This is a genomic window from Bradyrhizobium sp. CCBAU 11357, assembly GCF_028128865.1.
Lineage (GTDB): Bacteria > Pseudomonadota > Alphaproteobacteria > Rhizobiales > Xanthobacteraceae > Bradyrhizobium.
In genome coordinates this window covers 239,552-265,988 of record NZ_LBJW01000108.1, presented here as the reverse complement: position 1 = coordinate 265,988, position 26,437 = coordinate 239,552, and the positions used below count along the sequence as shown (strand labels likewise).

Annotated in this window: 22 protein-coding genes and 1 pseudogene; 10 read left to right on the top strand and 13 right to left on the bottom strand. The window is 65.3% G+C overall.

The annotated features are described in order from the left end of the window. Window positions 1-64 precede the first annotated feature (64 nt). Both yidD and XI05_RS28025 read left to right on the top strand, forming a co-directional pair. The gene (gene yidD, locus XI05_RS28030; RefSeq protein ID WP_212260308.1) at window positions 65-403 is read left to right on the top strand and encodes a membrane protein insertion efficiency factor YidD; all 339 of its coding nucleotides are present in this window, start codon (window positions 65-67) and stop codon (window positions 401-403) included. A 90-nt stretch (window positions 404-493) separates the two neighbouring features. Then, window positions 494-700 (top strand): hypothetical protein, encoded by a 207-nt coding sequence (locus XI05_RS28025; protein ID WP_172783110.1) that lies wholly within the window; start codon window positions 494-496, stop codon window positions 698-700. Here the strand turns inward: XI05_RS28025 and XI05_RS28020 are convergent, their stop codons facing one another. Both XI05_RS28020 and XI05_RS28015 read right to left on the bottom strand, forming a co-directional pair. Then, window positions 701-1,915 carry a hypothetical protein gene (locus XI05_RS28020; protein ID WP_271507825.1) on the bottom strand — a complete coding sequence of 405 codons (1,215 nt, stop codon included), beginning with the start codon at window positions 1,913-1,915 and terminating at the stop codon, window positions 701-703. Window positions 1,916-1,917: 2 nt separating this feature from the next. Further along, window positions 1,918-3,285 carry an APC family permease gene (locus XI05_RS28015; protein WP_260379778.1) on the bottom strand — a complete coding sequence of 456 codons (1,368 nt, stop codon included), beginning with the start codon at window positions 3,283-3,285 and terminating at the stop codon, window positions 1,918-1,920. A 332-nt stretch (window positions 3,286-3,617) separates the two neighbouring features. On the opposite strand from XI05_RS28015, the gene XI05_RS28010 reads away from it, so the two are divergent. Continuing rightward, on the top strand, window positions 3,618-4,940 hold the full coding sequence (locus XI05_RS28010) for an alpha/beta hydrolase (protein WP_271507822.1): 1,323 nt from the start codon (window positions 3,618-3,620) through the stop codon (window positions 4,938-4,940). Between the two features lie 24 nt (window positions 4,941-4,964). Here XI05_RS28010 and XI05_RS28005 read toward each other — a convergent pair whose 3' ends face one another. Together XI05_RS28005 and XI05_RS28000 are read right to left on the bottom strand one after the other, a co-directional pair. Beyond that, on the bottom strand, window positions 4,965-5,354 hold the full coding sequence (locus XI05_RS28005) for a hypothetical protein (RefSeq protein WP_271507819.1): 390 nt from the start codon (window positions 5,352-5,354) through the stop codon (window positions 4,965-4,967). 89 nt (window positions 5,355-5,443) lie between these two features. Next, window positions 5,444-6,619 (bottom strand): MFS transporter, encoded by a 1,176-nt coding sequence (locus XI05_RS28000; RefSeq protein WP_271507817.1) that lies wholly within the window; start codon window positions 6,617-6,619, stop codon window positions 5,444-5,446. A gap of 187 nt (window positions 6,620-6,806) precedes the next feature. Here XI05_RS28000 and thrS point away from each other — a divergent pair, with 187 nt between their 5' ends. The 3 genes from thrS (at window position 6,807) to XI05_RS27985 (ending at window position 10,838) form a co-directional block, all read left to right on the top strand. Then, a complete protein-coding gene (gene thrS / locus XI05_RS27995) occupies window positions 6,807-8,849 on the top strand; it encodes a threonine--tRNA ligase (protein WP_271507815.1) in 2,043 nt (680 codons plus the stop codon). Between the two features lie 93 nt (window positions 8,850-8,942). Further along, window positions 8,943-9,506 carry a nitroreductase family protein gene (locus XI05_RS27990; RefSeq protein WP_271507812.1) on the top strand — a complete coding sequence of 188 codons (564 nt, stop codon included), beginning with the start codon at window positions 8,943-8,945 and terminating at the stop codon, window positions 9,504-9,506. Window positions 9,507-9,569: 63 nt separating this feature from the next. Then, on the top strand, window positions 9,570-10,838 hold the full coding sequence (locus tag XI05_RS27985; protein WP_271507809.1) for a serine hydrolase domain-containing protein: 1,269 nt from the start codon (window positions 9,570-9,572) through the stop codon (window positions 10,836-10,838). Here the strand turns inward: XI05_RS27985 and XI05_RS27980 are convergent. From XI05_RS27980 to XI05_RS27970, 3 genes are all read right to left on the bottom strand, one after another. Beyond that, window positions 10,824-13,286, bottom strand: coding sequence for a putative bifunctional diguanylate cyclase/phosphodiesterase (locus XI05_RS27980; protein WP_271507805.1), 2,463 nt, complete (start codon window positions 13,284-13,286; stop codon window positions 10,824-10,826). The two genes, XI05_RS27985 and XI05_RS27980, sit on opposite strands and share 15 nt — an antisense overlap. A gap of 1,062 nt (window positions 13,287-14,348) precedes the next feature. Next, entirely contained in the window at window positions 14,349-14,588 is a 240-nt protein-coding gene (locus tag XI05_RS27975; protein ID WP_246571525.1) for a hypothetical protein, read from the bottom strand. Between the two features lie 324 nt (window positions 14,589-14,912). After that, the gene (locus XI05_RS27970; RefSeq protein WP_172783100.1) at window positions 14,913-15,986 is read right to left on the bottom strand and encodes a hypothetical protein; all 1,074 of its coding nucleotides are present in this window, start codon (window positions 15,984-15,986) and stop codon (window positions 14,913-14,915) included. A 248-nt stretch (window positions 15,987-16,234) separates the two neighbouring features. On the opposite strand from XI05_RS27970, the gene XI05_RS27965 reads away from it, so the two are divergent. After that, window positions 16,235-17,281, top strand: a complete 1,047-nt coding sequence (locus tag XI05_RS27965) for a patatin-like phospholipase family protein (RefSeq protein WP_271507803.1) — start codon at window positions 16,235-16,237, stop codon at window positions 17,279-17,281. Here XI05_RS27965 and XI05_RS27960 read toward each other — a convergent pair whose 3' ends face one another. Next, entirely contained in the window at window positions 17,282-17,710 is a 429-nt protein-coding gene (locus XI05_RS27960) for a CBS domain-containing protein (RefSeq protein WP_172783098.1), read from the bottom strand. 189 nt (window positions 17,711-17,899) lie between these two features. Next, a complete protein-coding gene (locus XI05_RS27955) occupies window positions 17,900-18,730 on the bottom strand; it encodes a rhomboid family intramembrane serine protease (RefSeq protein WP_271507800.1) in 831 nt (276 codons plus the stop codon). A gap of 430 nt (window positions 18,731-19,160) precedes the next feature. On the opposite strand from XI05_RS27955, the gene XI05_RS27950 reads away from it, so the two are divergent. Both XI05_RS27950 and XI05_RS27945 read left to right on the top strand, forming a co-directional pair. Next, a complete protein-coding gene (locus XI05_RS27950; RefSeq protein ID WP_271507797.1) occupies window positions 19,161-19,715 on the top strand; it encodes a PAS domain-containing protein in 555 nt (184 codons plus the stop codon). 43 nt (window positions 19,716-19,758) lie between these two features. Further along, window positions 19,759-20,265, top strand: a complete 507-nt coding sequence (locus tag XI05_RS27945; RefSeq protein WP_271507795.1) for a GNAT family N-acetyltransferase — start codon at window positions 19,759-19,761, stop codon at window positions 20,263-20,265. Window positions 20,266-20,700: 435 nt separating this feature from the next. On the opposite strand, the gene XI05_RS27935 is transcribed toward XI05_RS27945, so the two are convergent. The 4 genes and pseudogenes from XI05_RS27935 to XI05_RS27920 form a co-directional block, all read right to left on the bottom strand. Next, window positions 20,701-21,186 (bottom strand): phasin, encoded by a 486-nt coding sequence (locus tag XI05_RS27935; RefSeq protein ID WP_271507793.1) that lies wholly within the window; start codon window positions 21,184-21,186, stop codon window positions 20,701-20,703. 405 nt (window positions 21,187-21,591) lie between these two features. Next, on the bottom strand, window positions 21,592-23,517 hold the full coding sequence (locus tag XI05_RS27930; protein ID WP_271507790.1) for a DEAD/DEAH box helicase: 1,926 nt from the start codon (window positions 23,515-23,517) through the stop codon (window positions 21,592-21,594). Between the two features lie 225 nt (window positions 23,518-23,742). Then, window positions 23,743-24,127 (bottom strand): annotated as a pseudogene (locus tag XI05_RS27925) (VOC family protein). A gap of 5 nt (window positions 24,128-24,132) precedes the next feature. Continuing rightward, window positions 24,133-25,284: a zinc-binding dehydrogenase gene (locus tag XI05_RS27920; RefSeq protein WP_271507787.1), complete on the bottom strand. Its 1,152-nt coding sequence runs from the start codon at window positions 25,282-25,284 to the stop codon at window positions 24,133-24,135. 298 nt (window positions 25,285-25,582) lie between these two features. Here XI05_RS27920 and XI05_RS27915 point away from each other — a divergent pair, with 298 nt between their 5' ends. Next, the gene (locus XI05_RS27915; protein ID WP_271507785.1) at window positions 25,583-26,398 is read left to right on the top strand and encodes an acyl-CoA desaturase; all 816 of its coding nucleotides are present in this window, start codon (window positions 25,583-25,585) and stop codon (window positions 26,396-26,398) included. The last annotated feature ends 39 nt before the right edge of the window (window positions 26,399-26,437 follow it).

Here is a 26,437-nt window from a genome sequence, read left to right as displayed (position 1 = left end):
ACAGCTTACAGTTCCCTGCGCCGGAACCGGGCAACACCTCGCTCAACATCGCAGCACAACGCACATGAAGCATTCAGCCTGCGAGCATTGTTCCAGTTCCGGCGATGGTGCGCTCCGGCTGCCGCGCAGATTCGGCCGCGCGCTGATCTGGCTGTATCGCCATACGCTGTCGCCCCTGGTCGGGTACAATTGCCGGCACCTGCCGACCTGCTCCGTCTATGGCGATGAGGCGATCGACCGATTCGGGCTCTGGGCCGGCGGCTGGATGACGCTCGCGCGCCTGCTCCGCTGCAATCCCTTCGGCACATCCGGCATCGACAACGTGCCTCTCACCGCGCCGCGAGGGGCACGCTGGTATCTGCCCTGGCGCTACGGCCGCTGGCGCGGGGTCAATGCATCCTGACGTTGCCGCGCACTTGTGCGGCGCTGCCCCGACCGGAACCTTGAAGTTTCCACTTGCGTTGTTTTGGTGCTCCCACGGGAGGAAACAACAATGCGCTGGAAAATCAGCCCGCATTTTCATGTCAAGCCTGGTCCGAATCTCGATCACAGGGGCCACGATCCGAGAACCATCGACCTGCTCGCCATCATCGCATTGCTTGCGCTCGTCCTCGGCTCCGGCTGGTATCTGACGAGGAGCCTTGCGACACAGCCGAGCACGACGACCTTCATCGTGCCGAGCCAGAGCGTCCATTGGTGATCACTGGAACCAGAAAAAACGTCCCTGTGACGGCGGGACCGACTCCGGCGGCCGTAGCCGCTTCGGGCGCGGTGGCTTCGGCGCCGGCTCGGCCGCCGAAGTGGTCTCCATAGCCGGTGCGGCGTCGCTGCCCGGCACCTTCACCGACAGCAGCAAATTCGATTCATGCATGCGCCAGCGATAGCCGACGCCGAAATCGATCGGCTGGGCCCGCGTGAACAGCTCGGCGTAGCGCTGCTGGTGGCGGCCGGGGAATTCGTCAATCGGACCGAGATAGCGGCCGAACGGAAAGAACCGCCATTGCCGCGCATTGTAGTTCGCGAGCGGGATGCCGGAATCGTCCTGGATGATGGTGGCGCTGTTGGCGAGCAACCAGTCCCGAACGACGGTGAAATTGCCGGAATGCAACAGGTAGGACGCACTCTTGAGCAGGCTGTTACCGGGTCCGAGCGTCTCGCAGAACTTCAGGAAGCCTGCGGCACGTGCGCCGGAATTGGAGAGGTCGGTCGAGAAATAATACAGCGTGCGCGTTTCCCCGTCGCTGCCGGCGAAGGCGATGCGGACGCCGCGCGTGGCGTTTCGTCCGGGATTGTCGTCGCCGACATGTACTCCGCCCTTGTCGTCGAGCGCGACCATCTCGACATTGCGGATGGTCTTGCCGGAGCGGGCGAGGAAGACGTAGAGGATCGGCAAGGTGCCGTTGACCTGGTTGGCGTGCAGGTCGACCTTCATCTGCTTGGTGATGAAGAAGGAGAAGCTCAGGATCGAGCCGAGCGAGCGTTCGACGTTGTAGAGCGCAGCGCCGACCGAGCCGCGCGGCAGCCGCGTCAAATCGGGCACCGCGCCGACCGGCTCCAGCGCGCCGAGCACGTAGGTGCTGGCCTTGGAATAGAAGGCATTGGCGTAGAGGAAATCGGGGCCGCTGAACATGTAGAACATGGTCGGCCGCGGCGCGGCGAGATTGAGGTCGGCCCAGCTGCGGATCTTGGAGAGCTGTCGCTGCTCGAGCTGAGCGAAGGCGCCGTCGAAGAATTTCGCGTGACGCTGCCAGGCCGGGTCCCTGGTGAGCGGCACCAGCGGCGAGTCCGCCGAAGGCTGCATGCCCGCAAGGAAGCGCGCCGTGTCGTCGAAGGTGACGTCAGCGGCACGCGCGAACGAGACGGCCACAGCCAGGAGGGCGAAGGCAACGGCCGCAATTCTCAGGGGGCGGAGCATGTCTATTTGCGATGCGGTGAGGCGGCAGCGGCAGCGGGCCGCCTGCGGAAAACAGCGTAAATCAAAAGGCCGGAGAGCATGACCAGCATTCCCGACAGCGACTGAACCGGCCGCTCCGTCAAAAGGTAGTACATCATGAACGCGGTCACGAGCAGGAAAACGAGCGGCGTGAACGGGTATCCCCAGGCGCGATAAGGCCGCGGCAGATCGGGATCAGTGATACGCAGCTTGATCACGCCGGCGACCGTGAAGAACGAGCAGAACAACAGCGCGAACTGGATGAAGTCGAGCACCGCCTCGAAGCTGCGCGTGAACAGCAGGAGATTGGCGACGGCCAGTTGGAACAGGATGGCATAGGCCGGCGCGCCGCTCACCGACCGCTTCGAGAAGACGCGCAAGGCGGGAATGTCCTCTCCCATCGTCATCATCACGCGCGGGCCGATCCACATCATCGCGCTGATCGACGAGATCAGACCGAAGCAAATCATGGCGCCGACGATCCGACCGCCGAGACTGCCGAAGATGGCGGTGCCGGCGACACTGGCGACGTCGAGCTGGCCGGCGAGCGCGCTGACCGGCGTGGAATGCAGAAAGACCGCGTTCAGCGCGACGTACAGCACGAGCACGATCAGCGTGCCCGCGAGCAGCGCGCGCGGCAGGCTCCGCTGCGGCGTCTTCATCTCGCCGATGATGTAGGTCGCGGCATTCCAGCCCGAGAACGAATACATCACGAAGACGAGTCCGATCGCGAACGGCGCGCTGACGATGTGGGCGATATCGCCGGGTTGCGGCGTGAAGGTGATCGGCTGCGGCACGGCGATGACGAAGCCGGCGACCAGGAAGGCGACGATCAGCACGACCTTGAGGACCGTCGAGATCAGCTGGAATGTGGAGGAGTGCCTGACGCCGGTCAGTTGCACGAGGGAAACCAGCCACACGACGCCGATGGCGAGCGGAATCGCCGGCAGATCGGGTACGACCGACTTGGCATATTCGCCGAACGCCATCGCGGCGAGCGCAACCGGCGCCGCGAAGCCGACCGTGGCCGACACCCAGCCGGCGAGGAAGCCGAAGGCCGGATGAAAGGCGCGGCCGAGGAAATTGTACTCGCCGCTCGAGCGCGGAAACATCGCACCCAGCTCGCTGTACGCGAACACCCCGCACAGCGCGACGATGCCGCCGACCGTCCAGAGCAGGAGGATGGAGAAGCCGGACGGGATGTCCTTGACCTGAAAGCCCAGGCTGGTGAAGACGCCGACCCCGATCATGTCGGCCACGACGATGGCGGTTGCGACCGGAACGGAGACCCCGGCCCGGCTCCCGGTCAGCCGGTCCGTCCAGGGCGGGGTACCCGCATCTGATGCCGTCATCGGGGTCCTTAACCTCAGGCGCGTCGCCGCGTGGGGCCCATCGTGCACTTTGGCCCAGTCAATTCAAGCAGGGTTAACAAGGGTTAAATGAGGCAAGGGAAGCAGGTACCGAAACACCGTAAACGCGCTTTTTGGTCTACGGCACTGCATTTACCGGGATTTGCCCGTTCCCCTTCCCCACAATCAGGACACGATTGCATGGTCCTTTTGAGCGTTCCGGATGTGGGGAGTTTCTCCGGACGCTTAACGTCGCCTAAACGCCAGTCGGCTCAATTATTTCAAGATTGCCGATGGACGTGTGACTTGGGTCGTGACTTTGGGGTCATGGGTGGATGGTCGGGGCCGCTCCGAAACTGAGAGCTGATGATCGTGCCGATCGGACACCGTCCGGTCGGCATGGTCGTGCGCTCCGGGCCGGTCTGATCTCAGCACTCGTGCCGTTGTCGCTGACGCTGGTTCAATGCGGCAAGGCGCCAGATCCGGCGGCGCTGGCGGCGGACTCCCAGGCGAATGTCCAGGTGGTCGCCAAGACCAATTCGCAGACGTCGAACGCGCGCGTGGCAAGCGGCGACACGTTCGAGGATCGCTTCCCTGCCCCGCAGTTCAAGGAGCGCTTTCCCTCGGCGAGTGAAGGCTTCCTGCAACGTCAGATGTCGGACTTCTCGCCCAAGCGCGCGGTCCAGCGACAAGGGCCGGAGCAGGCGCCCTACAAGGTCGCGTCCCTCGAGCCGCAAGTCCCTTACCAGCGCCCCGCCCGCGAGGACCTGACGACACTCGTCAGCATGAAGTCGTCGGCCTTTCCCTATTTCGGCAACAACCCTGCCTCCGACGCGCCCTTCCTCAACATTTCCAAAGGCGACCGCCGCGGCCACCGCAGCTATTCCGGCCGCGTCTACTGGCAGGACGAGACCTACAGCGACAGCCGCGTGCTGGTGCACGTGCCCGAGCATTTCGACCTGCGCAAGCCGGGCGTGATCGTGGTGTTCTTCCACGGCAATGGCGCAACGCTCGAGCGCGACGTCCGCGACCGGCAGATGGTGCCGAAACAGATCACCGATTCCGGCGCCAATGCCATATTGCTTGCGCCGCAGATGGCGGTCGACGCCGCCGATTCCAGCGCCGGCAAGTTCTGGCAGCCGGGCGGCTTCAAGCGCTTCATGGCGGAATCGGCCGACCACCTCGCCCGCCTCACCGGCGATCCCAGCAGCGCGCGCGCCTTCGCCAACATGCCGATCGTGATCGTCGGCTATAGCGGCGGATTCCTGCCGACGGCCTGGAGCCTCGAGGTCGGCGGCATCAGCGACCGCGTGCGCGGCGTGGTGCTGCTCGATGCCGTCTATGGCGAGATGGACAAGTTTGCGTCCTGGATCGAGAGCCACCGCTCCGGCTTCTTCGTCAGCGCCTACACCCGCTACACCGCGCGGCGCGACCGCGAGCTGATGAGCATGCTGAGGCAGAAGGGCATCAGCGTCGCCGAGGACATGGAAGGGCCGCTACGGCCCGGCAGCGTGGTGTTCGTGGAGACCGGCGAGGGCATCACCCATCGCGACTATGTCACCCGCGCCTGGACGCGCGACCCGCTCAAGGACGTGCTGGTGAAGATGGCGGCGACGCCGTCGCTCGCGCTCACGCGCGTCGCCTCCACAAATCCCTAGCCGGGCAGATATCAGTTCCAAATATTAGTTCTTGGGCAGCTTCGGAATGCTCTCGGCAAAGCCATTGAAACAGGACAGCCGCTCGTCCTCTTCCTTGAAGAAGCGGCAATCGGCGTAGCCCTTGGCCTTGGCCGGCTTCGGCTTCGGCGCCGGCGGGATGACGGCGTCGTAGCAGTTGAGCCGATCCTTGGTGCCGTCGTCGATCTCGAGGCAGGCCTGGAGACGGACGGCGACCGATTGCGGCTTGCCCTTCGCCGCCGCCGCGGGCTTGGCCGCTGCCTCCTTGGTCCCCGCTTTGGTCCCCTTCGGCTGGACCTGCACCAGCGGCTTGTCCCCCACCATTGGTGGCTTCTCGGTCTGCGCAAACGCGGAGGCTGAATAGAGCACCGCGGCAACCGCCAGAATCATCCTCATCTCAGTCAACTCTCTTTGATCCCCACGCCGGCCTTCTACCGCTCCGGCGCGAGGTTTGCCAAGCGCCTTGCGCATACGACCTGCAGCGTTCAGGCGGTGGCGGCAGCCGCCCGCCGGGGCCGGGTCACGACCACCAGGATCAGCGCCAGCACGACGAAACCGACCGCGACGAAGCCGAGCGTGTGCAGGAGCTCGCGGGCGAACAGCAGCCCGCCGACGGCGGAGCCGACCGCCTGGCCTATATAGAGAACGGACGTGTTGAGCGCGACGGTGGCCGAGGCCAGCGGCGGCGCAGCCGCGACCAGCCGGACCTGCTGCATCGAGTTGGTGGAAGCGAAGCCAAGGCCCCAGACCGCGACCGCGCCCGCCATCATGACGAGCGAGCCGGCACCGAGCGCCCAGCCGCTCATCCCGGCAAGCAGCAGGCACGTGAACAGCAACGAGGTGCGGTAGGGCCCCGAAGTGTCGACGATGCGGGTCGCGACGACGACGCCGAGGAAGCCGCAGATCCCGTACAGCGCGAACACGGAGCCGATCGCATCGGGGCCGGCGCCGGTGAGCTTGTTGAGCAGCGGCCCCATATAGGTGAACACGACGAACTGCCCCGACATTTGCAGCATCGTGATCGCAAGCAGCAGCAGGATCGTCCTGCTGCGGCCGACGGCGACCCATGTCTTCAGATCGACCGGTGCGCCCTTCAGGCCCGCCGGCAGACGCAGCAGCAACAGCAGCAAGCTGGTGCAGCCGAGCGCGCCAATCCCGCCATAGGCCGCGCGCCAGCCATAACGGCTGGCGATGAAGGTGATCAGCGGCAGGCCGATGGCGGCTGCGAGCGACCAGCCGAGGAAGACGTACGCAATGGTGCTGCCGCGCCGTTCCGCCGGCACGATCAGTGCAGCCGTGCCGGCGGCCTGGGGCGTATAGAGCGCGCCGATTGCGAGCATCACGAGGCGAATGATGAGCAGGCTGGTGTAATCAGGCGCAAACGCGGAGCCGAGATTGCCGAGTGCAAGCACCGCCAGCGTCGTGGCGAGCAGGGTCCGCCTTTCGATGCGGCTGGTCAGCCACGCCGTCAGCGGCGAACCCACGCACAGCGTCACCGCGCCGAAGGTGATCAGGAGCCCGGCCGCGTGGATGCTGATCCCGAGCCCCGCCGACAATTCCGGCAGCATGCCCGCCGGCGCCAAGACCGAGCAGCCGGTCACGAGATTGCCGAGCATCAGGGCGGTCGGCGCGAAACGGCCGGCGGCAGGGGCATTTTCCATGCAAACGCATGTAGCGGCGACCTGCGGCGGGTTAAAGGGCATAACGTCAAATAGTTGCGGGCTCCGCCCCGGGTTTTGCGCGCCACTTTCTTGGAAATGCCGGATTGCACAGGCCGAATCGCCTGATATATCGCTCGTTCCCGCTTACCTGCGCTCGTTCGCAGGAGTGAGCCTCAGGAGAAAAGCAATGTCCGACCAGCCCAAATCCGAGTCCGGGTTCCAGTACAGCCTCTCCAATTTGAAACCCGTGACCCCCGCTCCCAAAGTCACCCTCACCTTCCCCGACGGCGCCCAGCGTCAGTTCGACAAGGGCGTCACCGGCCTCGATATCGCCAAGGGCATCTCGCCCTCGCTCGCCAAGCGCACCGTTGCGATGGCGCTCGACGGCGCGCTCGCCGATCTCAACGATCCGATCGAGGCAGACGCCAGGATCGAGCTGGTCAATCGCGACGATCCACGCGCGCTCGAATTGATCCGCCACGACTGCGCGCACGTGCTGGCCGAAGCGGTGCAGACGCTGTGGCAGGGCACCCAGGTCACGATCGGCCCGGTGATCGAGAACGGCTTCTATTACGACTTCTTCCGCAACGAGCCGTTCACGCCGGAAGACTTTGCCGCGATCGAGAAAAAGATGCGCGAGATCATCGGGCGCGACAAACCCTTCACCAAGGAAGTCTGGGACCGCGAGAAGACCAAGCAGGTGTTCCGCGACAAGGGCGAGGCCTTCAAGGTCGAGCTGGTCGACGCCATTCCCGGCAACGAGCCGATCAAGATCTACTACCAGGGCGACTGGTTCGACCTGTGCCGCGGCCCGCACATGACCTCGACCGGCAAGATCGGCAACGCCTTCAAGCTGATGAAGGTGGCCGGCGCCTATTGGCGCGGCGATTCCAACAACCCGATGCTGACCCGCATCTACGGCACGGCCTTCGCCAAGCAGGAGGACCTCGACGCTTACCTCAAGCAGATCGAGGAAGCGGAGAAGCGCGACCATCGCAAGCTCGGGCGCGAGCTCGACCTCTTCCACTTCCAGGAGGAAGGTCCGGGCGTCGTGTTCTGGCACCCGAAGGGCTGGACCATCTTCCAGCAGCTGATCGCCTATATGCGCCGGCGCCTCTCCGGCGATTACGATGAGGTCAACGCGCCGCAGATCCTCGACAAGGTGCTGTGGGAGACCTCGGGCCATTGGGGCTGGTATCGCGAGAACATGTTCGCGGCGCAATCGGCCGGTGACGAGGCCGAGGACAAGCGCTGGTTTGCGCTCAAGCCGATGAACTGCCCCGGCCACGTCCAGATCTTCAAGCACGGCCTGAAGAGCTATCGCGACCTGCCCTTGCGCCTCGCCGAATTCGGCGTGGTGCATCGCTACGAGCCGTCCGGCGCCATGCACGGCCTGATGCGCGTGCGCGGCTTCACCCAGGACGACGCGCACATCTTCTGCACCGAGGACCAGCTCGCCGAGGAGTGCCTGAAGATCAACGATCTCATTCTGTCGACCTACGCCGATTTCGGCTTCACCGGCGACCTCACGGTGAAGCTCTCGACCCGGCCGGAGAAACGCGTCGGCACCGATGCGATGTGGGATCACGCCGAGCGCGTGATGGCGACGGTGCTGCGCGAGATCCAGTCGCAGAACAATCACATCAAGACCGAGATCAACCCGGGCGAAGGCGCGTTCTACGGGCCGAAGTTCGAATACGTTCTGCGCGATGCCATCGGCCGCGACTGGCAGTGCGGCACCACGCAGGTCGACTTCAACCTGCCGGAGCGGTTCGGCGCGTTCTACATCGATCATGACGGCGGCAAGAAGCCGCCGGTCATGGTGCATCGCGCGATCTGCGGCTCGATGGAGCGCTACATCGGCATCCTGATCGAGCACTATGCCGGCAACTTCCCGCTCTGGCTCTCGCCGGTGCAGGCGGTGGTCACCACCATCACCTCGGAAGGCGACGAATACGCCAAGGTGGTGCTGGAGCAGGCGCGGCGCGCAGGGCTTCGGGTCGAGATCGACCTGCGCAACGAAAAGATCAACTACAAGGTCCGCGAGCACTCGCTGGCCAAGATCCCGGCCCTGCTCGTGGTCGGCAAGAAAGAGGCCGAGACGCACTCGGTCTCGGTCCGCCGGCTCGGCAGCGACGGCCAGAAGGTGATGACCACCGCCGAGGCGATCGCCGCCCTGGTCGATGAGGCGACGCCGCCGGATGTGAAGCGGGCGCGCGGCGCCGTCTGAGCCCTGAAATCGATCTAAATTCGCTTCCGGTTGCGGGCGTGCATGCTTATCTCGGCATGGCACGCCCGCCGACCATTCGAAGAGGATATCGCAGTGCCCGATGCCATCGAACTCCTGAAGACCCGCCGCTCGGTCAAGCCGCGCGAGATGACGGGACCCGGCCCCTCGCCGGCCGAGCTCGAGACGATCCTCACCATCGGGGCGCGCGTGCCCGATCACGGCAAGCTCGCGCCGTGGCGCTTCATCATCTTCGAGGGCGACGCCCGTGCACGTGCCGGCGAGGTGATCGCGAGGGTCTTTGCGCGGAAGAATCCCGGCGCGCCTGCGGCCGACGTCGAGACCGAGCGCAAGCGCCTGATGGACGCGCCTCTGGTGATCGGCATCGTCAGCTTCACCAAGCCGCATCCGAAGGTGCCGGCGTTCGAGCAGGAATTGTCGGCGGGCGCCAGCGCCATGAACATCGTCACGGCCGCCACCGCGCTCGGCTACGGCGCCTGCTGGCTGACCGGCTGGTTCTCGATCGACCGCGACGTGCTCGAAGGCCTCGGCCTCAAGCCGGATGAGAAGCTCGCCGGCTTCATTCATGTCGGCACCCCGACCAAGCCGAGCGAGGACCGTCCGCGCCCGTCGCTTTCGGACATCGTGACGCGATTTTAATCGATGTTGTGTTGACGCACCGAGCGTCTTGCGGCTTGATCCCGCCGAGGGAGGAAGGTGCGGATGCGACGCCGTGAATTTCTGGTCGGGGCCGCGATGCTCGCCGGTACGATGGCGCGAAGCCGGGCCGCGGACGTCCCCGCCCCGTCGCCCGACGGGCTCGACCGCATCACCGCGTTCTTCGACAACGAGGTGACAAGCGGCCGCCTGCCGGGCGCGGTGATCATGGTGCAGCAGCACGGCAAGCCGGTCTACCTCAAGACCTTTGGCGTGCGCGACACCAGGACCGGCCTCGCGATGACGCCGGATACGATCTTCGCCATCCACTCCATGACCAAGCCGATCACGTGCCTCGGCGCGATGATGCTGATCGACGAGGGCAAGCTTGCGCTGACCGACCCCGTGTCGAAATACGTTCCGCTGTTTGCCGAGACCAAGGTCGGCCTCGAGGTGACCCGGCCCGGCGGCAAGCTGGAGCTCGACTTCGTCCCACCTGACCGCCCCGTCAACATCGAGGATCTGCTGCGGCATACTTCGGGCATCAGCTACGATTATATCGGCAGCGAATGGGTCGAGCACGCCTACAAGGCCGCCAACATTTTCGACGGTCACTTCAACAACAGGGAATTCGCCGATCGCATCGCCAAACTGCCGCTGGCGCGGCAGCCCGGAACGCTGTGGCGCTACGGCCATTCCACCGACGTGCTCGGCAGCGTCATCGAGATCATCTCGGGACAGACGCTGTACGCCTTCCTGAAGGCCCGCATCTTCGATCCGCTCGGCATGAACAGCACCAAATTCGCGCTCGCGACCGAGGACGAGCTGGCGCGGATGGCGCGGCCGCTGCCGAACGACTTCATCCTGCTCGCCGGCGAGCGCGACCGCCTGGACCATCCAGAATGGCAGTCGGGCGGCGGCGGCCTGCTCTCGACCATCACCGACTATCAGCGCTTCGCGCAGATGCTGCTCAACGGCGGCGAGCTCGAAGGCAGGCGCTATCTCAGCCCCGCCGCGTTCAAGGCCATGACGAGCGATCAGATCGGGCCGGGCTCCGGCGTCGGCCGCGACTATTTCTATTTCCCGGGCGACGGCTTCGGCTATGGCTACGGCCTTGCGGTACGCACCGATCCCGGCAATGCAAAGCCGCCGCCGCCGGGCTCGCTCGGCGAGCTGAAATGGGACTCAGGGAGCGGCACCTATTTCGGCGTCGATCCCAAGCTCGACATGGTCTACCTCATGATGCAGCAGACCCAGAACGAGCGCGGCCGCATCACGCCCGCGTTCAAGGCGCTGGTCTACGATTGCTATCCGCCCGCATTACGCCGCCCGTGAGGTGCGCTGGCCGAAATCGGCGAGGAGCTTTCCGATCTCGGCCGCCGGCCGCGCGGCGCTGAACAGAAATCCCTGCACCTCGTTGCAGCCTTCGGCACGCAGCCAGTCGAGCTGATCCTCGGTCTCCACGCCCTCGGCCGTCGTGGTGATGTTGAGGCTGCGGCCGAGCCCGGAGATCGCGCGCACGATCGCACCGCAATCGGGCCGCTGCGCCAGATGCTTGACGAAGGAGCGGTCGATCTTGATCTTGTCGAACGGAAAGCTGCGGAGATAGCTCAGGCTGGAATAGCCGGTGCCGAAATCGTCCATGGAAATGCCGACGCCGAGCTCGCGCAATTGGTGCAAGGTGGCGACATTGGCATCGGTCTCGGCCAGGAAGATCGACTCGGTGATCTCGAGCTCGAGCCGCTTCGGCGACAGGCCGGACTGCGCCAGGGCCGAGATCACGATCTGGACCAAGTTGCGGCTGCGGAATTGCGCCGGCGACAGGTTGACGGCGACCTTGACGTCGACGGGCCATTTCACCGCCTCGGTGCAGGCTTCGCGCAGCACCCATTCGCCGAGCTGGGTGATCAGGCCGATGTCCTCGGCGACCGGGATGAACTCGGCGGGCGAGATCATGCCCTTGTCGGGATGACGCCAGCGCAGCAGCGACTCGAAGCCCGAGATGCGGTCGGCGGCGATCGACACCAGCGGCTGGTAGTGCAGCTCGAATTCGCCATTGGCGAACGCCCGGCGCAGATCCAGCTCCATGTCGCGGCGCCTCTGCGCCTGGAGGTCCATCTCACGCTCGAAGAAGTGGTGCACGCCGCCGCCGTCGGCCTTGGCCCGGTACAGCGCCATGTCGGCATTGCGCATCAACTCTTCCGGCGTCGTGCCGTCGCCCGGCGACAGCGCGATGCCGATGCTGGCGCCGATCACCATCTCCTGTCCATCGACGTCGTAAGGCGCCTTCAGCATGTCGATCAGCAGGGACGCGCAGGCGCTTGCCTCGTTCGGCGAGACGTCGGCTGCCAAGATGACGGCGAATTCGTCACCACCGAGCCGCGCGGCGAGATTGGAGCCGCGGACCGCAATGGTCAGGCGCTCGGCGACCTGCTTCAACAGGCGATCGCCCACCGGATGACCGAAGGAATCGTTGATGTTCTTGAACAGGTCGAGATCGATGTAGAGCACGCCGACCCGTTTTCCCGCGGCCTGGTCCAGCGCCTGCTTCAACCGCTCCTGGAAGTGTTCGCGGTTCGGCAAATCGGTGAGCCCGTCGTGGTGCGCCATATAGGCGATGCGCGCTTCGGCCTTGCGCCGTTCGGTGATGTCGACCACCGCCACCAGATAGCCATCGCACTCGTCGAAGGCGACGCGACGGCCGAAGGTGAGCACCTCGATCTCGCTGCCGTCGGCGCGCAAGTGTCGCCAGTTGCGCGACGAGTGGTAGGCGTCGCCGAGGCGCTCCAGCGCCGCGGCGTGGCTGTCCCATTCGTCCTCCGGCCATATCTCGTGCAGCTTCATGCGCAGGAAGGTCGCGCGGCTGTAACCGTAATGCTGGACCGCGGCGTCGTTGACGCTGAGGAACGCCTTGGTCTCTGCGTCGAACACCCACATCGGCATCGGGTTGTTGTCGAACAGCAGCCGGAACGAAGCATCGCGCCGCTTCAAGACGGTGACATCGGAGATGGTCAGCGAGACCACGTCGGCGAAGGCGGTGGCGCTGAGCCTGAGGTAGCGCCCCCCACTCTCGATCTCGAGCTGCTCGCCGCGGCCGCCCGACACGGCCTTGAGCAGGAATTCCATCACCTCGGACAAGGCCAGCAGCGTGCTGCCCTCGCCGATCCGCCGCCACAGCAGGCTTCCACCCACAACCTTCAGCAGCTCGCCCGCGCTCCTGTTGTGGTGCACGACCTGAAGGTCGAACGCCTTGCCAGCGGCATCGCGCAGCGTCGCCAGCGAGACCACCGCGTCGTCGGTCGCGGAGAAGATGGCGTCGAGGAGATTGTATTGCGCGCCGCGCTCGTTGACATAGGCGCCGATCAGCGTCGCGCCCCAGCGCGAGGACGTCGGCAGCGCCAGGACGTCGTAGGTCCTGACCATGCCGTCGCGCACGCAATGCGCGCTGGCGCGGTGCGGCCGTCCGGCCGCCAGCGCGCTCGCCGCCGCTTCCGACAGCGCCGTGGCGCAATCGGGCGACAGCTCGGCAAGGGGAATGTCCCAGCGCTCCTCGCCGAGCCATTTCTGGACGTAACGTCCGCTGCGCGACAGCTCGAGCACACCATCGTTCTTGAGCAGCGCGATGTGGTCGGCGAGCCTTCCGAGGCTGCCGAGCATGACGTCCTCGTAGCGGGGCAGCCGCTCGCCCGGCTTCAACGCCGCACGCCATTTGCGCTGAAGTACCGGGATGTCGTCGAACATTTCGGCGGCCGGTTTTCCCGGCATCTTCTTCGCGGCAGTCATTGCAGTCCCCAACGCACTTTCCCGCCGCATCCAATGCAGGCGCGCTTAACGACGTGTAAAAAGCGCAAAGGCGCGGGTTCCATTCGGCGATTATGACAGTTTTAAGTCAGGTGTTGGTTAGTGGGCGTTAGAGACTGTGACGGTTGCGCGAAGGTGCTCTCGTGTCCCGGAGGCGACGCGGAGCGCAAGCGATGCGGCGCCGAGCCGGGACCCAGCAGGCGACGTCGTTCGCTGCCGCATGGGCCCCGGCTCTGCAGCGCACCGCCGTACCGGACGATGCTTCGCATCGCCGGGGAGGCGGTGCGCTGCGTCCGGGGCACGAGACGTGAGATTCCGGCACATAGCTGCCCCAACACCGTCATTGCGAGCGCAGCGAAGCAATCCAGAGTCTTTCCGCAGATGCATTGCTGGATTGCTTCGCTGCGCTCGCAATGACGGAGTGTGCGGTGGGCAGCGCCGTTCTTCAATTCGCATTTCACTCGCAGGCACGCCTTCGCATCCTCGCGGCGCATCTCGCCCGAGCTTTGCCTGGGAAGACCGGGTGCCGGCCGGGCACCCACGGTCCACTGTGCGAAAGGTGGCAACAAGAATTTGCACAGCGGCATACAGGTGAAGCCAAACATCCGGCCTTCCCTGCGCAGTGGCTTTACGGCTTATGTCGCGCTCTCCCCGGGGAGCGATGCACTATTGCCCCCGTCGCCTTGCGGCTCAGCGATGCACGTGCCCGGTCGGGCAACCACATCACCGCAAGACTTGACGCACAGACCCCGGGCGTCAGGACCACACGATTTTGCCGTACGCCGATGGCACCGGTCGTATGCGCGAGGTCCTTGCTCACGGTTGCCCGCCCTGCAAAGCCGTTCGCGCCGACGCCATCCGCGTCCACCGCCGCCCGGCCCGCGTTCGTGACGATCGCGATACGCCCCTCTTCCTTGGGCCGGAGTATGCGACACAAACGAGATTTCCGAATTTCGGTAAAGCGGAATATTTTCGACCGAGTCCATTGACCCATAAATCGGGTGTTTTGCCCGTCGGGCAACGCAAGGGATCGTAGCCGCCCGACTAATCCTCGCTGGAGGCCGCCGAGCGGTTGCGCAAATGGGCCTGGGACAGCAGGAAGAACAACGCGCGCTCGCCTTGATATTTGGCGGACGGACGCGTGCGCTCGAAGCCGTCGGCAAATATCTTGCCGGACTGGTCGCACACCTGCCACCGCCAGCCGAACCGCTTGCGCCTGGTGAGGATCACTTCGAACATGCCGACGAGCCTGGTCCCCTGCTCCGAGCCGGTCCTGCAAGGCAAGCGCCTGCTCCGGCTTTCCCCGTTGGACGGACGCCAGACATATAGCGCAGCAGGATGGAAAGAGAATAAAATTGATGATCGGAAATACGTATCGTCCACGGTCGTGAGCGAGACGCGCTGCTGCTGGAATAAGCCGATGCCGCCGGTGTTTGTTGGCCGCTGCAGGGGACTGGTGGCGCTACCAGTGTTCAAGACAGAACACAGAAGTGTGGGGGACGGTTACTTGGCAGAAACCCGCTGGAGCCGACGGTAATGGAGGATGCACATCCGTGCGCGCGATGAGAATTGTCGTGCCGGAGCTTCTCGCCGCGGGCCGCGCCGGCCTTAGCGCGCGATGACTTCGACTTCGCCGTCGACGCCGTTGACGACGTTGAATCCGCGCTCGTAGACCTTGCCCTCGTTCTTGGCGATGGCGCGGTACTCGCCTTCGGACAGCACGACGCGCGGGAACGCGCCGATCGATTCCTTGATGACGTCGCCGCCCGGCGTCAGCACCGACCAGGCGGTGTTGGCGAGCGCCTCGCCGCCCCTGTCGCTGACCAGCTTGAGCGTGATGACGGCGGCGCGGTGGGTGATGGTGACGTCGGTGAGCTTGCCGGCCTGGACGCGGATGTCCGAGCGCACCACCGAATTGGCATCGCCGTAGTTGGAGACGATGTAGTAGGTGCCCTCCGGGATCAGCACGACGTCGCCGGCGGCGACGTTCGGCACCAGGGAGGCGCGCTCGCCGGATTCGAATTGGCTGCCCTTGTAGATCGCGAACGAGATCTGGTTCTGCGGAATGCGGCTGGTGCCCACGCGGCCCTCGATGCGCAGGCCGCCGGCCGGCAGCACGAAGGATTCGCGGTTTGTCTCGGATTTCAGGCTGACGGTGCGCACCGCGCTGACGAGGCCGAAGGCAACGTGGACGACATAATTGCCGGGCGGCAGCACGATGTTCGGCGTCCCACTGCGGTCCTCGCGGATCAGCTTGAAGGTGCCGTTCTCGTCGGGCCGGTCGGCAAACACGCGCCAGACCAGGCCGCTGGTGATCGGAGCCGAGTCCTTGCCGTATTTTGCGGTCAGCGACAGCACGCCCTGTCCGGGCACGGCCGCATTCAGCGGGGCGGCCGGCGGCACGGTCGAGACCGCGGGCGGCGGCATGCTCGGGGTCGCCGGCTGCATCAGGGTCGGCGGCAGGCTTGGGGGTCCCGCGCCCGGCCCGGAGGGCGGCGCCAGGCTGACGGCGTTGCCGGGATCCGGCACCGAGGCCGGCGGCACCGGCGGCGGACGATCGGAGAAGAGCTGCGCTTGGGCAGCATTTCGGCCGGAGATAATGACGCACGCGGCAAGGATCAGCGCCGGCAGCAGCCTGCCGCTGCGCCGCCATCCGATGATGCCGTCACCCCCGCGTGTCATGCTCCTTGCTTTTCACCGAAAACGCGGCAAATTCAAGCCTCTGAAACCCCAGGAAATACGGCCCCGGAGGGTTCTGTGGAACCGAGTTGACGGCTGCGTGATTAGTTCGGAAGCAACCGCGCCTCGCCATACTCCTGCCCCGTGCCCTTTCCAAAGCGGCATAAACCATGCCTCGCGCCTGATATGGCGGAGGCCACGTGCGATGCCTAGTCTGACGATGCGGGCTGGCCCGGCGTAGGAGAGTTGCGGTGCTGGACAGATTGAAAGGCCGGGGCGCGAACGGCTCGAACGGCGAGAAGGTGGGCGAAAAAGTCGGCTTGGGCAGCATCCGCCGGCCGGTCATCGGCCTTGCCCTTGGCGGCGGCGCGGCGCGCGGCTTTGCCCATATCGGAATCCTGAGGACCCTGATTGCCAATGGGATCGTGCCCGATGTCGTCGTCGGCACGTCCATCGGCGCCGTGGTCGGCGGCCTCCACGCGGCCGGCCGGCTCGATACGTTCGAAGACTGGGGACGCAGCCTGCAAGGGATGCGCAACATCCTCGGCTATCTCGATATCCGTCTCAACGGCTCGGGCCTGCTTGGCGGCGAGAAGCTCGCGACCCGGCTCGAGAAGGCGATCGGGCAGGTGCTGATCGAGGACCTGCCCATCAAGTTCGCGAGCGTCGCGACCGAGGTTCGCACCGGCCACGAGATTTGGCTGACGCGCGGCCGCGTCGTCGACGCCATGCGCGCGTCCTATGCCCTGCCCGGCATCTTCGCGCCCGTGCTGATCGGCGACCGCTGGCTGGTCGACGGCGCGCTGGTGAACCCGGTGCCGGTCTCGGCCGCCCGCGCGCTCGGCGCCGAAATCGTCATCGCCGCAAATCTTTCCAGCGACATCTTCACCCATTCCACCACGATCTATTCACACGGCGCAGCGCCCGCCCCGGTCGTGCCGGTGGCCGAGGAGCCGGCGGCCAAGCGGCGCTTCCCGCGCCTGTTCTCGCCCGAGAAGACGATGAAGCGCGAGTTCTTCGGCGGCAACGGCCGGCCCGGCATCTCCTCGGTGATGGTGGACGCCTTCAACATCATGCAGGACCGCATCACCCGCGCCCGTCTGGCCGGCGATCCACCCGACATGCTGATCACGCCGCGGGTCGGCCAGTTCGGCTGGTTCGACTTCCACCGCTCCGAAGACCTGATCGCACATGGCACGCGCGCCGCCGAGCGCGCATTGGAGTCCATCCAGGAGGCGATCCACGTGCTGGCGCCGGCGCCCGCGGGCACCGCGCCGAAAGCCGACGACCAGGCCTGATCAGGCGGTCTTGATGTAGTCGCGCAGGGCTTCCTGCTCGGTCTCGTATTCGCGGACACGCCATTTGACGATGTCGCCGATCGAGATCAGGCCGACCACCTTGCCGTTGTCGATCACGGGCAGATGACGGAACTTGCCCGTCGTCATCGTCTCCATGAGCTCGGCGACGGTGTCGGTCTCCTTGCAGGTCACGACCTTGCGGGTCATCACCTCCGAGACCGGCGCCTCCAGCACGCCGGCGCCGCGGTCGCCGAGCACGCGCACAATGTCGCGCTCGGACAGGATGCCCTCGAGCCGGCTCTGGTTCATCACCAGCACCGCGCCGATCTTCTTCTCGCCGAGCAGCTTGATCGCGTCCGCCAGCTTGGCGTCGGGCTCGACGCTCATGATCTGGTGGCCCTTGGTGTTCAGAATGGAACGTACCGTCATTGCCGCCTCCCTGAATCCGAGCCCGTCCGCCTTTGGCGGTCCGGACTTGTTCGCGAGTCTTCAACTAACAGTTTCAGCGCCGGTTTCACGCTCGTGCGCTTTGCGAAGCATCGTCGCTAAAGACGTGTCGCTTCGGAACATTCTCGCCCGGAATGATGGATGAATTCGGGCTGCGTCGCAAGCGCCGCTTCAGATACGGTCTGAAACGTCTCGTGATGACGCATCCGCAGCATCGCTTCGCACGCGCGGCACGGGATCGAACAGCGCGAACAACAGCAGGCCGGCGAAGAAGCCGCCGATATGCGCCTGCCAGGCCACGCTCGTGGTTTCGGCATCCACCCCGATCGCGCCCACGCCGAAGATGATGTTGACGCCGAACCAGACGGCGAGGAAGCCGACGACCCGCCCGTCGCGCAGCGCACGCGACAGCGGCAGCGCCGGAACCTTCGCGGCGGTATCGGCATCCGATCGGCTGAACGACAGGAAGCTACCGCGCACGAAGGCGAAGCGGATTGCGGCGGCCATCGCGCCCGACACCGAGGCCGAGGCGCCGATCATCGGCGCCACCGCATGCTCATGGGTGACGAGATGGGCGACCGCGCCGGCCGCCGCCGTCACTGCCAGGAAGACGAAGAACCTGACCGTGCCGAAGCGCCGCGCCAGCGCGCTGCCGAACGGCAGCAGCCACAGCACGTTGAAACCGAGATGGGTGAGATTGGCGTGCAGCAGCGAATAGGTGACGAAAGTCCAGACCTTCGCCCCCGCCCCGCCCGGGATCTGCAGATTGAGCAGCGAGGAATCGTAGCGCTTCGGGATGAAGCCGAAGACGTCGATGGTCCAGTTCTCGAGCTCCGGCGGCAGCAGCACCCGCAGATGGATCGCCGCCAAGAGCAGGACATAGGCGGTCAGCGCCGGAGGCAGCGTCAGGATCGGCTCGCGCGGAGCCTCCTCGTTGACGGCCGGCACATCCGGCGACGAATCTTGCGGGGAATCCAAGGCAGCTTCGCTTTCAGGCGACATCGGAGCGACAGGCTTGGAGATAGTCGCCTTTGCCGTCCCTGCGCAAGTGCACAAAAGGAAAAGGCAGGGCCCTGGGAAAGCCCTGCCTGTCCGTGTCGGTCTTCCGGTGGCCGGAGAGATAAGGCGTATCCCCACCCCTCCCCGCGGCCCGTGACCAAACTGTTTGACGCTCCTGTACAGGCCCCGCCGAGAACCTGGAGAAAACCGGCGAGGCTTGCGACCGCGATCACCATAGCAGGCGCGCGGCCGACACGAAGCGCATAGTTAATTTAACGTTAACGACGCAAAGACCGCCTCAACGGGCGCGAAAACGCGCCCGCGGCATGGACGCTGCAAATCCCCTCCTGCACAACAACACAAGGGATCGCGGGTGCACTGAAGCGGGACAGGTCTGTCCCTTCGAGGTCGCACCCCGGGCGAGCGTTCAGTCATGAAACATCCGTCGAGCCGCGCGTTCTTCGCGTATTGGGACAAGAAGCGCGGCACTGCACGGGCCCCTGACCGGGCCGACATCGATCCGGCCGCGGTCCGCGGCCTGCTCGGTGACATCTTCGTGCTGTCCTGCGAGCCAAACCTCGGCTTCCCGTTCCGCGTCGCCGGCACGCGCGTCTGCGCGCTGGCCGGAACAGACCTCAAGGACCAGAGCTTTGCGGCGCTGTTCACGCCAGCCAGCCGCAGCGAGATCGAGGAGATCACCACGATCGTCGCCGACGAGACGCTGGGCGCGATCGCCGGCGTCACCGCTGCGCGCGAGGACGGCAGCAAGGCGCATCTCGAGCTCCTGCTGCTGCCCTTCAACGCCCGCCCACATACGCCGGTGAGCGTCACCGGCGTGCTCGCGCCGTTCGACGACGAATGCGGCACGCTTTCCGCCTTCGCCCTCACCTCCTGGCGCTACCTGCACCAGCCGGAGAAACTGCTGCCGCGCGCCATCCGGAAGTTGCAGATCGCACGCGGGCTGATGGTGTATGAGGGGCTGCGATAGAAGTCGCGCGTCCCTGCACGGCCGCGCAAGGATACGCACCGACATGAGCAAGCCGCATTGGCGTCCCGCGCGCGCCTCGGACCTCGCTGCGATCTGCGCGATTGCAGCACACATCCATCCTGCGTTGCCCGAACGCGCCGAGGTGCTGGCGGAGAAGATGTGGCTATGTCCGGACGGCTGCGGCGTGCTCGACACGGACGATGACATCGTCGGCTACGGACTGGCGCATCCCTGGATGCGGTACCGGATTCCGCCGCTCGACGGCTTTCTGCAGGAATTGCCTGACGGCGCGGACTGTCTCTACATCCACGACGTCGCCGTATTGTCCGAGTTCCGCGGCGGTGTTGTGCGCGCCTATGTTGCCGATATCGAGAAGCTGGCGCGTGCGTCGGGCATCGCAACACTCGCGCTGGTCTCGGTCTACGGCACGCGGCCGCTATGGGAACGCATGGGCTTTCGGGCCGTGACGGCGGATGCTGAGTTGCGCGCCAAGCTCGCATCCTATGGCGATGGCGCGACTTATATGCTGCGCGACCTCGCCGCGACGTGAGCCAGCCCCCAGGGGCGCGGCTCACGCCAGCAGAAGCTCAACCGCTACAAGGTGATGAACCCGAGGATCGATCGGATTGTTTCGCAGGACGCCGTCAGGCCGCTTCACGCCGCCCCCGCGTCGAACGACTGCCTGCCCCCGGACTTGCCGTTTCGTAGACCCAGGCCTCCTTGGCAAACCACTCGTGCGTTGCTGCACACATCCCGCAATAAGTGCGAGAAAAGAATACTGCACTGCATCGAAATCTTTCGCGGTCCATCTCGATGCCGGTCGAAATGGCCCGGCCCGTTTCCGGGCACTTGATCATCACCATACCCATCTGATTTCCTCCAGCTCGGCATCCCTTCACGAAAAGGCGTCGCCGCCATCGGCCGGACGGCGTCTCTTCTGGCGAAGACGCTCGTCCAGCCGATTCACGCGGCCGATAGCCTCGATTCAGGCAGCCCTATGCAGAACCCGGTTGAAGCTCTTCTTGATCGGCTCGGCCGTCTCGGTCGCAACCTTCTGGGCAAGGTCCCAAAGCTCCCGGTTTTGGCCCGACGCCATTTCAAAGGTCCTGCGGCTGTGGGCGGTGGAAAGGTTCACGACATCCGCAAACGACCTCGCTTCCGCGAGCTGGGACAGGAATTCCAAGGTGGAGCTGGTATTGATTTTCGATATTTCGATGACCTTGGTGCCGTAGTGGGCGGCATGCGTGGCATTGGTCGCACAGGCTTCGCGGAGAGCGTCGGTGATCTCCTCGGAAGCCGCCTTCATCTGCTCGAGATTTGCCTTGGCCCGCGCGGCGCCCTGCTCGGCAAGATCGCCGAAGATCCCCTGGATATTGAAAAACGGCACGTCGAACTTGAGCCTTGCGTCACCATTCCCACCCGCGGGAGTGGCATTCGTTTCGGCTTTCACATTGGCATCATTCATCGTCATTCCATCCTTTCACGCGAAACCAGATTGTTGGATTGAAGACTTTCAGAAGCTCCCGGGTGCGGGCCGCACCGGGAAACCAGTGCCCCTACTCTCAAAATGGAGGGATGCTGCTGATGAGCTGCTCTCGCCCCCTGCCGCCGACTATGACCAACCAGGATCGGACCTTCAGTTCGCTTTCAGACTCTCGACTTGATTAAATTCGATGCAAGCGACGACTCGCCGCAGGCGCTGCTATTGCCTCATTGAAGTTGCCGAAAGGCTTCTGCCAAACTTGAGAAGGCGCGGGCTCGCAACGCGTCCGGATGGCGCCATGTTACTGATTGATTGCGAGTGGGTGCAGCACTCCGTAGCGCACCGCGCGAGCCTTCGGCGGCACCAGTCAAGCCGGGGACGGAAAGCGGCAGATCAGCCCCGACGCTTCTTTTTCGCATTCTTTCCGGGCGCGCCCTTCACAGGCCATGGCGTAACCGACGGCTCTGCGTGGCCCGGCTTGTTCTTGTGCTTCTTTTTCTTTGCGAAAGAACGCGCATCGTCGAATTTCGGCGCGCGCTCGGCGTGAGGCTTGCTGCGTGGCTTGAATCCACTTGCCTCGCGCGGGCGATCCTCGCGCCGTTCATGATGCGCGCCGGCCTCGCGCTGCGGCGCGCGAGAGCGCTCCCGGGGAGCTTCTTGCCGCTGCGGCGAATCCGCCATCGGCTCGATCCGGATGCTGTCTTCCTTGTCCGGACGCTTGATCTTCGCCGCAAAGGAATCGGCGACCCGCTCGGAGATCTCGAACTCGGTGGTGGTGTCCATGATCTTGATGGCGCCGATGTCGCGCTTGTCGATGCCGCCGCGGCGGCAGATCATCGGCAGCAGCCAGCGTGCCTCCGCGTTCTTGCGGCGCCCGATGGCGGCGCGAAACCAGACGCTGCCCTCAGCCATGCCGTGCTTCGACGCCTTCCCGGCCTTCGATCGCGGCTTGCCGCGGTCGTCGCCCTCTTCGGATCTATGACGCTCGCGTTCCGGCTTGCCGCTTCGCTCGCCGGGATCGATGATGTCCTCGGGCGACGGCAGCCGCGCGCGATAAAGCCGCGCAAGCGCGGCGGCGATATCCTCGGGCGAGCGCTCGGCCAAGAGCGCCTGCGCCAGGGCCAGATCGTCGGGCGTCGTCTCCTCCGTGAACAGCACGTCCTTCATGCGGGCGTGATCGAGCTTGCGGATGTCATCCGCCTGCGGCGCCGTGCCCCAGGCCGCGTCGATCCCGGAGAGATTGAGCAACAGCTCGGCCCGACGCCGCCGCGCCGGCGGCACCAGGAGAACGCTCGTCCCCTTCCGGCCCGCGCGCCCGGTGCGGCCCGAGCGATGCTGCATGACTTCGGCGTCGTTGGGCAAATCGGCATGAATGACGAGGTCGAGGCTCGGCAGATCGATGCCGCGGGCGGCAACGTCGGTCGCAACGCAGACGCGCGCGCGGCCGTCGCGCAGCGACTGCAGCGCCAGGGTGCGTTCGTTCTGCGTCAATTCACCCGACAGCGCGACCACCGAAAAGCCGCGCTCCAGGAGCGCTGCCTGCAAATGCCTGACGGCATCGCGCGTGCTGCAAAACACCAGCGCGCTCGGCGCCTCGTAGAAGCGCAGCACGTTGACGACGGCATGCTCGACGTCGGCGGGCGCGATGCGGATCGCGCGGTATTCGATGTCGGCGTGGCCGCCTTCGTCGCCGGCGACCTCGATCCGGAAGGCGTCGCGCTGATATTGCCGCGCCAGCGCGACGATGCCGCGCGGAAACGTCGCCGAGAACAGCAGCGTTCGGCGCGCCTGCGGCGTGGTCTCGAGGATGAATTCCATGTCCTCGCGAAAGCCGAGATTGAGCATCTCGTCGGCTTCGTCGAGCACGACCGCGCCGAGCTCGGAGATATCGAGGCGGCCGCGCCGCAGATGATCGCACAGACGCCCGGGCGTGCCGACGACGATGTGCGCGCCGGCGGCGAGCTCCCGCTGCTCGCGCCGCGGATCCATGCCGCCGACACAGGAGACGACACGCCCGCCGGCGTGCCCATACAGCCAGGCCAGCTCGCGCTGAACCTGGAGCGCGAGCTCGCGGGTCGGCGCCACGATCAAGGCGAGCGGCGCGGCCGCTGGTGCGAACTGCTCGGCGTCATCGAGGATGTTCTTCGCGATGGCCAGACCGTAAGCGACGGTCTTGCCGGAACCGGTCTGGGCCGAGACCAAGAGGTCGCGGCTGGTGGCTTCATGGGCGAGCACCGCGAGCTGGACGGGCGTCAGTGAATCATAGTTCCGCTCGGCCAAAGCGCGGGCGAGCGGCGGGGTCAGGGCCGGAATAGACACGAGATGGAGAACCTTGGTTGAATTCAGGCGCGCAAACGGTGAACCGGGGCACCTAAAGCTGCGTGCGCGGCAAACGGCCCGGCCGCACGCTGGATTTGATCTGGGCGCTCTTTACGCCATGCGCCCGGAAATCACCATGGCTTTGATGCATGGCTTGACGGGGAGCCGCGCCTGAAGGTGACAGGCGATTTCTGACGGCCTCCTGGATATCGATCCGGAGCCTCCTCAGATCTCCGCGTACACCTCCAGCAAATTCCCGTCGGGATCGCGGAAGAATAACGTGCGATGGCCGAACGCCTGGTTCGTCGGTGGCGACAGCAGCGCCACGCCCTGGCGCACGAGCTCGTCGGCGCATTGATCGACGTCGGCGGCCGAGACCTTGAACGCGAGGTGCATCACCTGAGGTGCGGCTCGGCCGTGCCAGCGCCAGCGTGTTGCTGCCGATGCCATACTCGATCCAGTTCGGCGACAGTTCGCGCGAGAGCGGAAAGGCGAGGACGTCCTCGTAGAAGCGGCGCATCGCCACCATGTCGCGCACGAAGATGACGGTGTAGTCGATCGCGCGGATGGCGTTGAAGGGGGAGCGGGGTCTGCTTGGTTTCTCGTCGATCACGGCTACTCCACCAGCTCCGGCCACGGCACGATGGTCGACTTCACCGTCTTCATCGCCATCGCGTCCTTCACCGCCTGCGCGACGCCCGCTTCCGTGAACGGGTAGATCGTCTGCATCTTCAGCCACGGATATTTGTCTCGCGTGCGGTAGAGCATGTCGACGCCGAGCGGGAGATCATTGCCGGTGAAGCCCCAGGATCCCAGCACGTTGAGGTCCTTGGTGCAGATGCGGTGCCAGGAGGTGTCGATCGAGCCGGCATCGGTGAACTGGCCCATCTCGACATAGGTGCCGCCATCGCGCAGCATCTCGATGCCTTCGGGGCCGGCGGTCGGATGTCCCGAGCAGTCCATCACGAGATCGGCGCCGAAGCCGCCGACGATTTTCCGCACGCGATCGACGCGCTCCTGCGGCAACTTGAGCTCCTCAATGTTCACGGTCGCCTCCGCGCCGAACTCGCGCGCCAGCTTGAGCCGCGGCTCCTCCGGCGCGCCGACGCAGATGACGCGCCCTGCCCCCATCTCTCTGGCGGCCGCGACCGCCAAAATGCCGATCGGGCCGGAGCCCTGGATCACGACGGTGTCGCCCCAGCTGAATCCGCCGGCGCGCGTGGCGCGATTGAAGGCGCGGATGCAGGATGTCAACGGCTCCGACAGCGCACCCAGGCGCAACGACATGTCGTCCGGCAGCTTGTAGATCTTGGTGCCCGGCAGCATCTCGAGATCGACATAGACATATTCGGCCCAGCCGCCCCACAAATGCGGCGGCTTGTCGAAGCCGAGATAGCGGCCGTAATAGACCGGCGTCAGGCACTTGTTCGCGGTTTGCGGATAATGGATGCAGTAATAGCAGCGGCCGCACGGCATCAAGGGCGGGATCATCACCTTGGAGCCGACTTGAAGCCGCTTGCTCATAAAATCCTCGGAAAATTCATCGCCGCATTCGACGATGATTCCGCCGAGCTCGTGTCCCAGCGTGAACGGCCAGGGCAGCGGCTTCGGCCAGTGTCCTTTCAGGATGTGCAGGTCGGTGCCGCAGACGCCGCAGGCGCCGACCTTGATCAGCGCGGCCTTGCGGCCGACCTTCGGCCACGGCACGGTGCGGATGACGGGCTCCGAGCCGGGACCAGCGTGGGTGCAGACGCGGATTTGCTGCATGGCTGTTTCCTCGCTGCCCGCTTGTTGTGTTTTGATGATGCGGGCCGCGATCAGCCTATGACAGGTACGCGACATTGGAAATACCAACGCCGGCGTTGACACGCCGCGGTTGTGTCCGCAGGTTGTGGATGCCGGAGCACGGCCTGCTTCGGACTTTCGCGGCGTCCGCGCCGCTGTCAGCCGGGATCATCAGATGGAGACGCGACCGGGCTCGGAACGAATCATTGTCGCACCTGACACGGATCCGCTGGACGGACACGTGCGATGGGCCGCTGGGAAATCGCTGTGGCTGGCAGGCATGACGACGGCCGCCATCGCGCTTGCGCCGCTCTGCTTCTCCTGGGCGGCCTTGGCGCTGTTCCTCGCGACCAGCGCCGTCACGCTCTGTGCGGGACATTCGGTCGGCATGCACCGCAAGCTGATCCATGCGAGCTACGACTGCCCACTCTGGCTCGAACATCTGCTCGTCTATCTCGGCACGCTCGTCGGCATGGCCGGGCCGTTCGGCATGATCCGCCTGCACGATTTCCGCGACTGGGCGCAGCGCCAGCGCGCGTGCCATGAGTATTCCCGCCACGGCGCCGGCTTCTGGTGCGATGCGTGGTGGCAATTGCATTGCCGGCTGGTATTGCGCCATCCGCCGGATTTTCGGCTCGAACCGCGGCTTGCCGGTGACCGGTTCTATGCCTTCATCGAACGCACATGGATGTTGCAGCAATTGCCGTGGGCCCTCCTCTTCTTTGCAATCGGCGAACTGGATTGGCTGGTCTGGGGCATTTGCGTGCGCGTCAGCGTCTGCGTCACCGGCCACTGGCTGATCGGCCACTTCTCCCACACCCGCGGCGATCAGACCTGGGTCGTCGATGGCGTCGCGGGCCAAGGCTACAATGTCCGCCTCGCCGCGCTGATCAGCATGGGCGAGAACTGGCACAACAACCATCACGCCTATCCGGGCTCGGCAAAGCTCGGACTGTTGCCGGGACAGGTCGATCCCGGCTGGTGGCTGATCCGATCACTTGAAGCGATTGGGCTGGTCTGGAATGTCAGGACACCGCACAATCTGCCGGCGCGGCCTGGCCTGCGGCGGCTGCCACAAGCTCAACCGTCATCCTGAGGTGCGCGCTCTTGCGCGCCTCGAAGGATGGGCTACAGG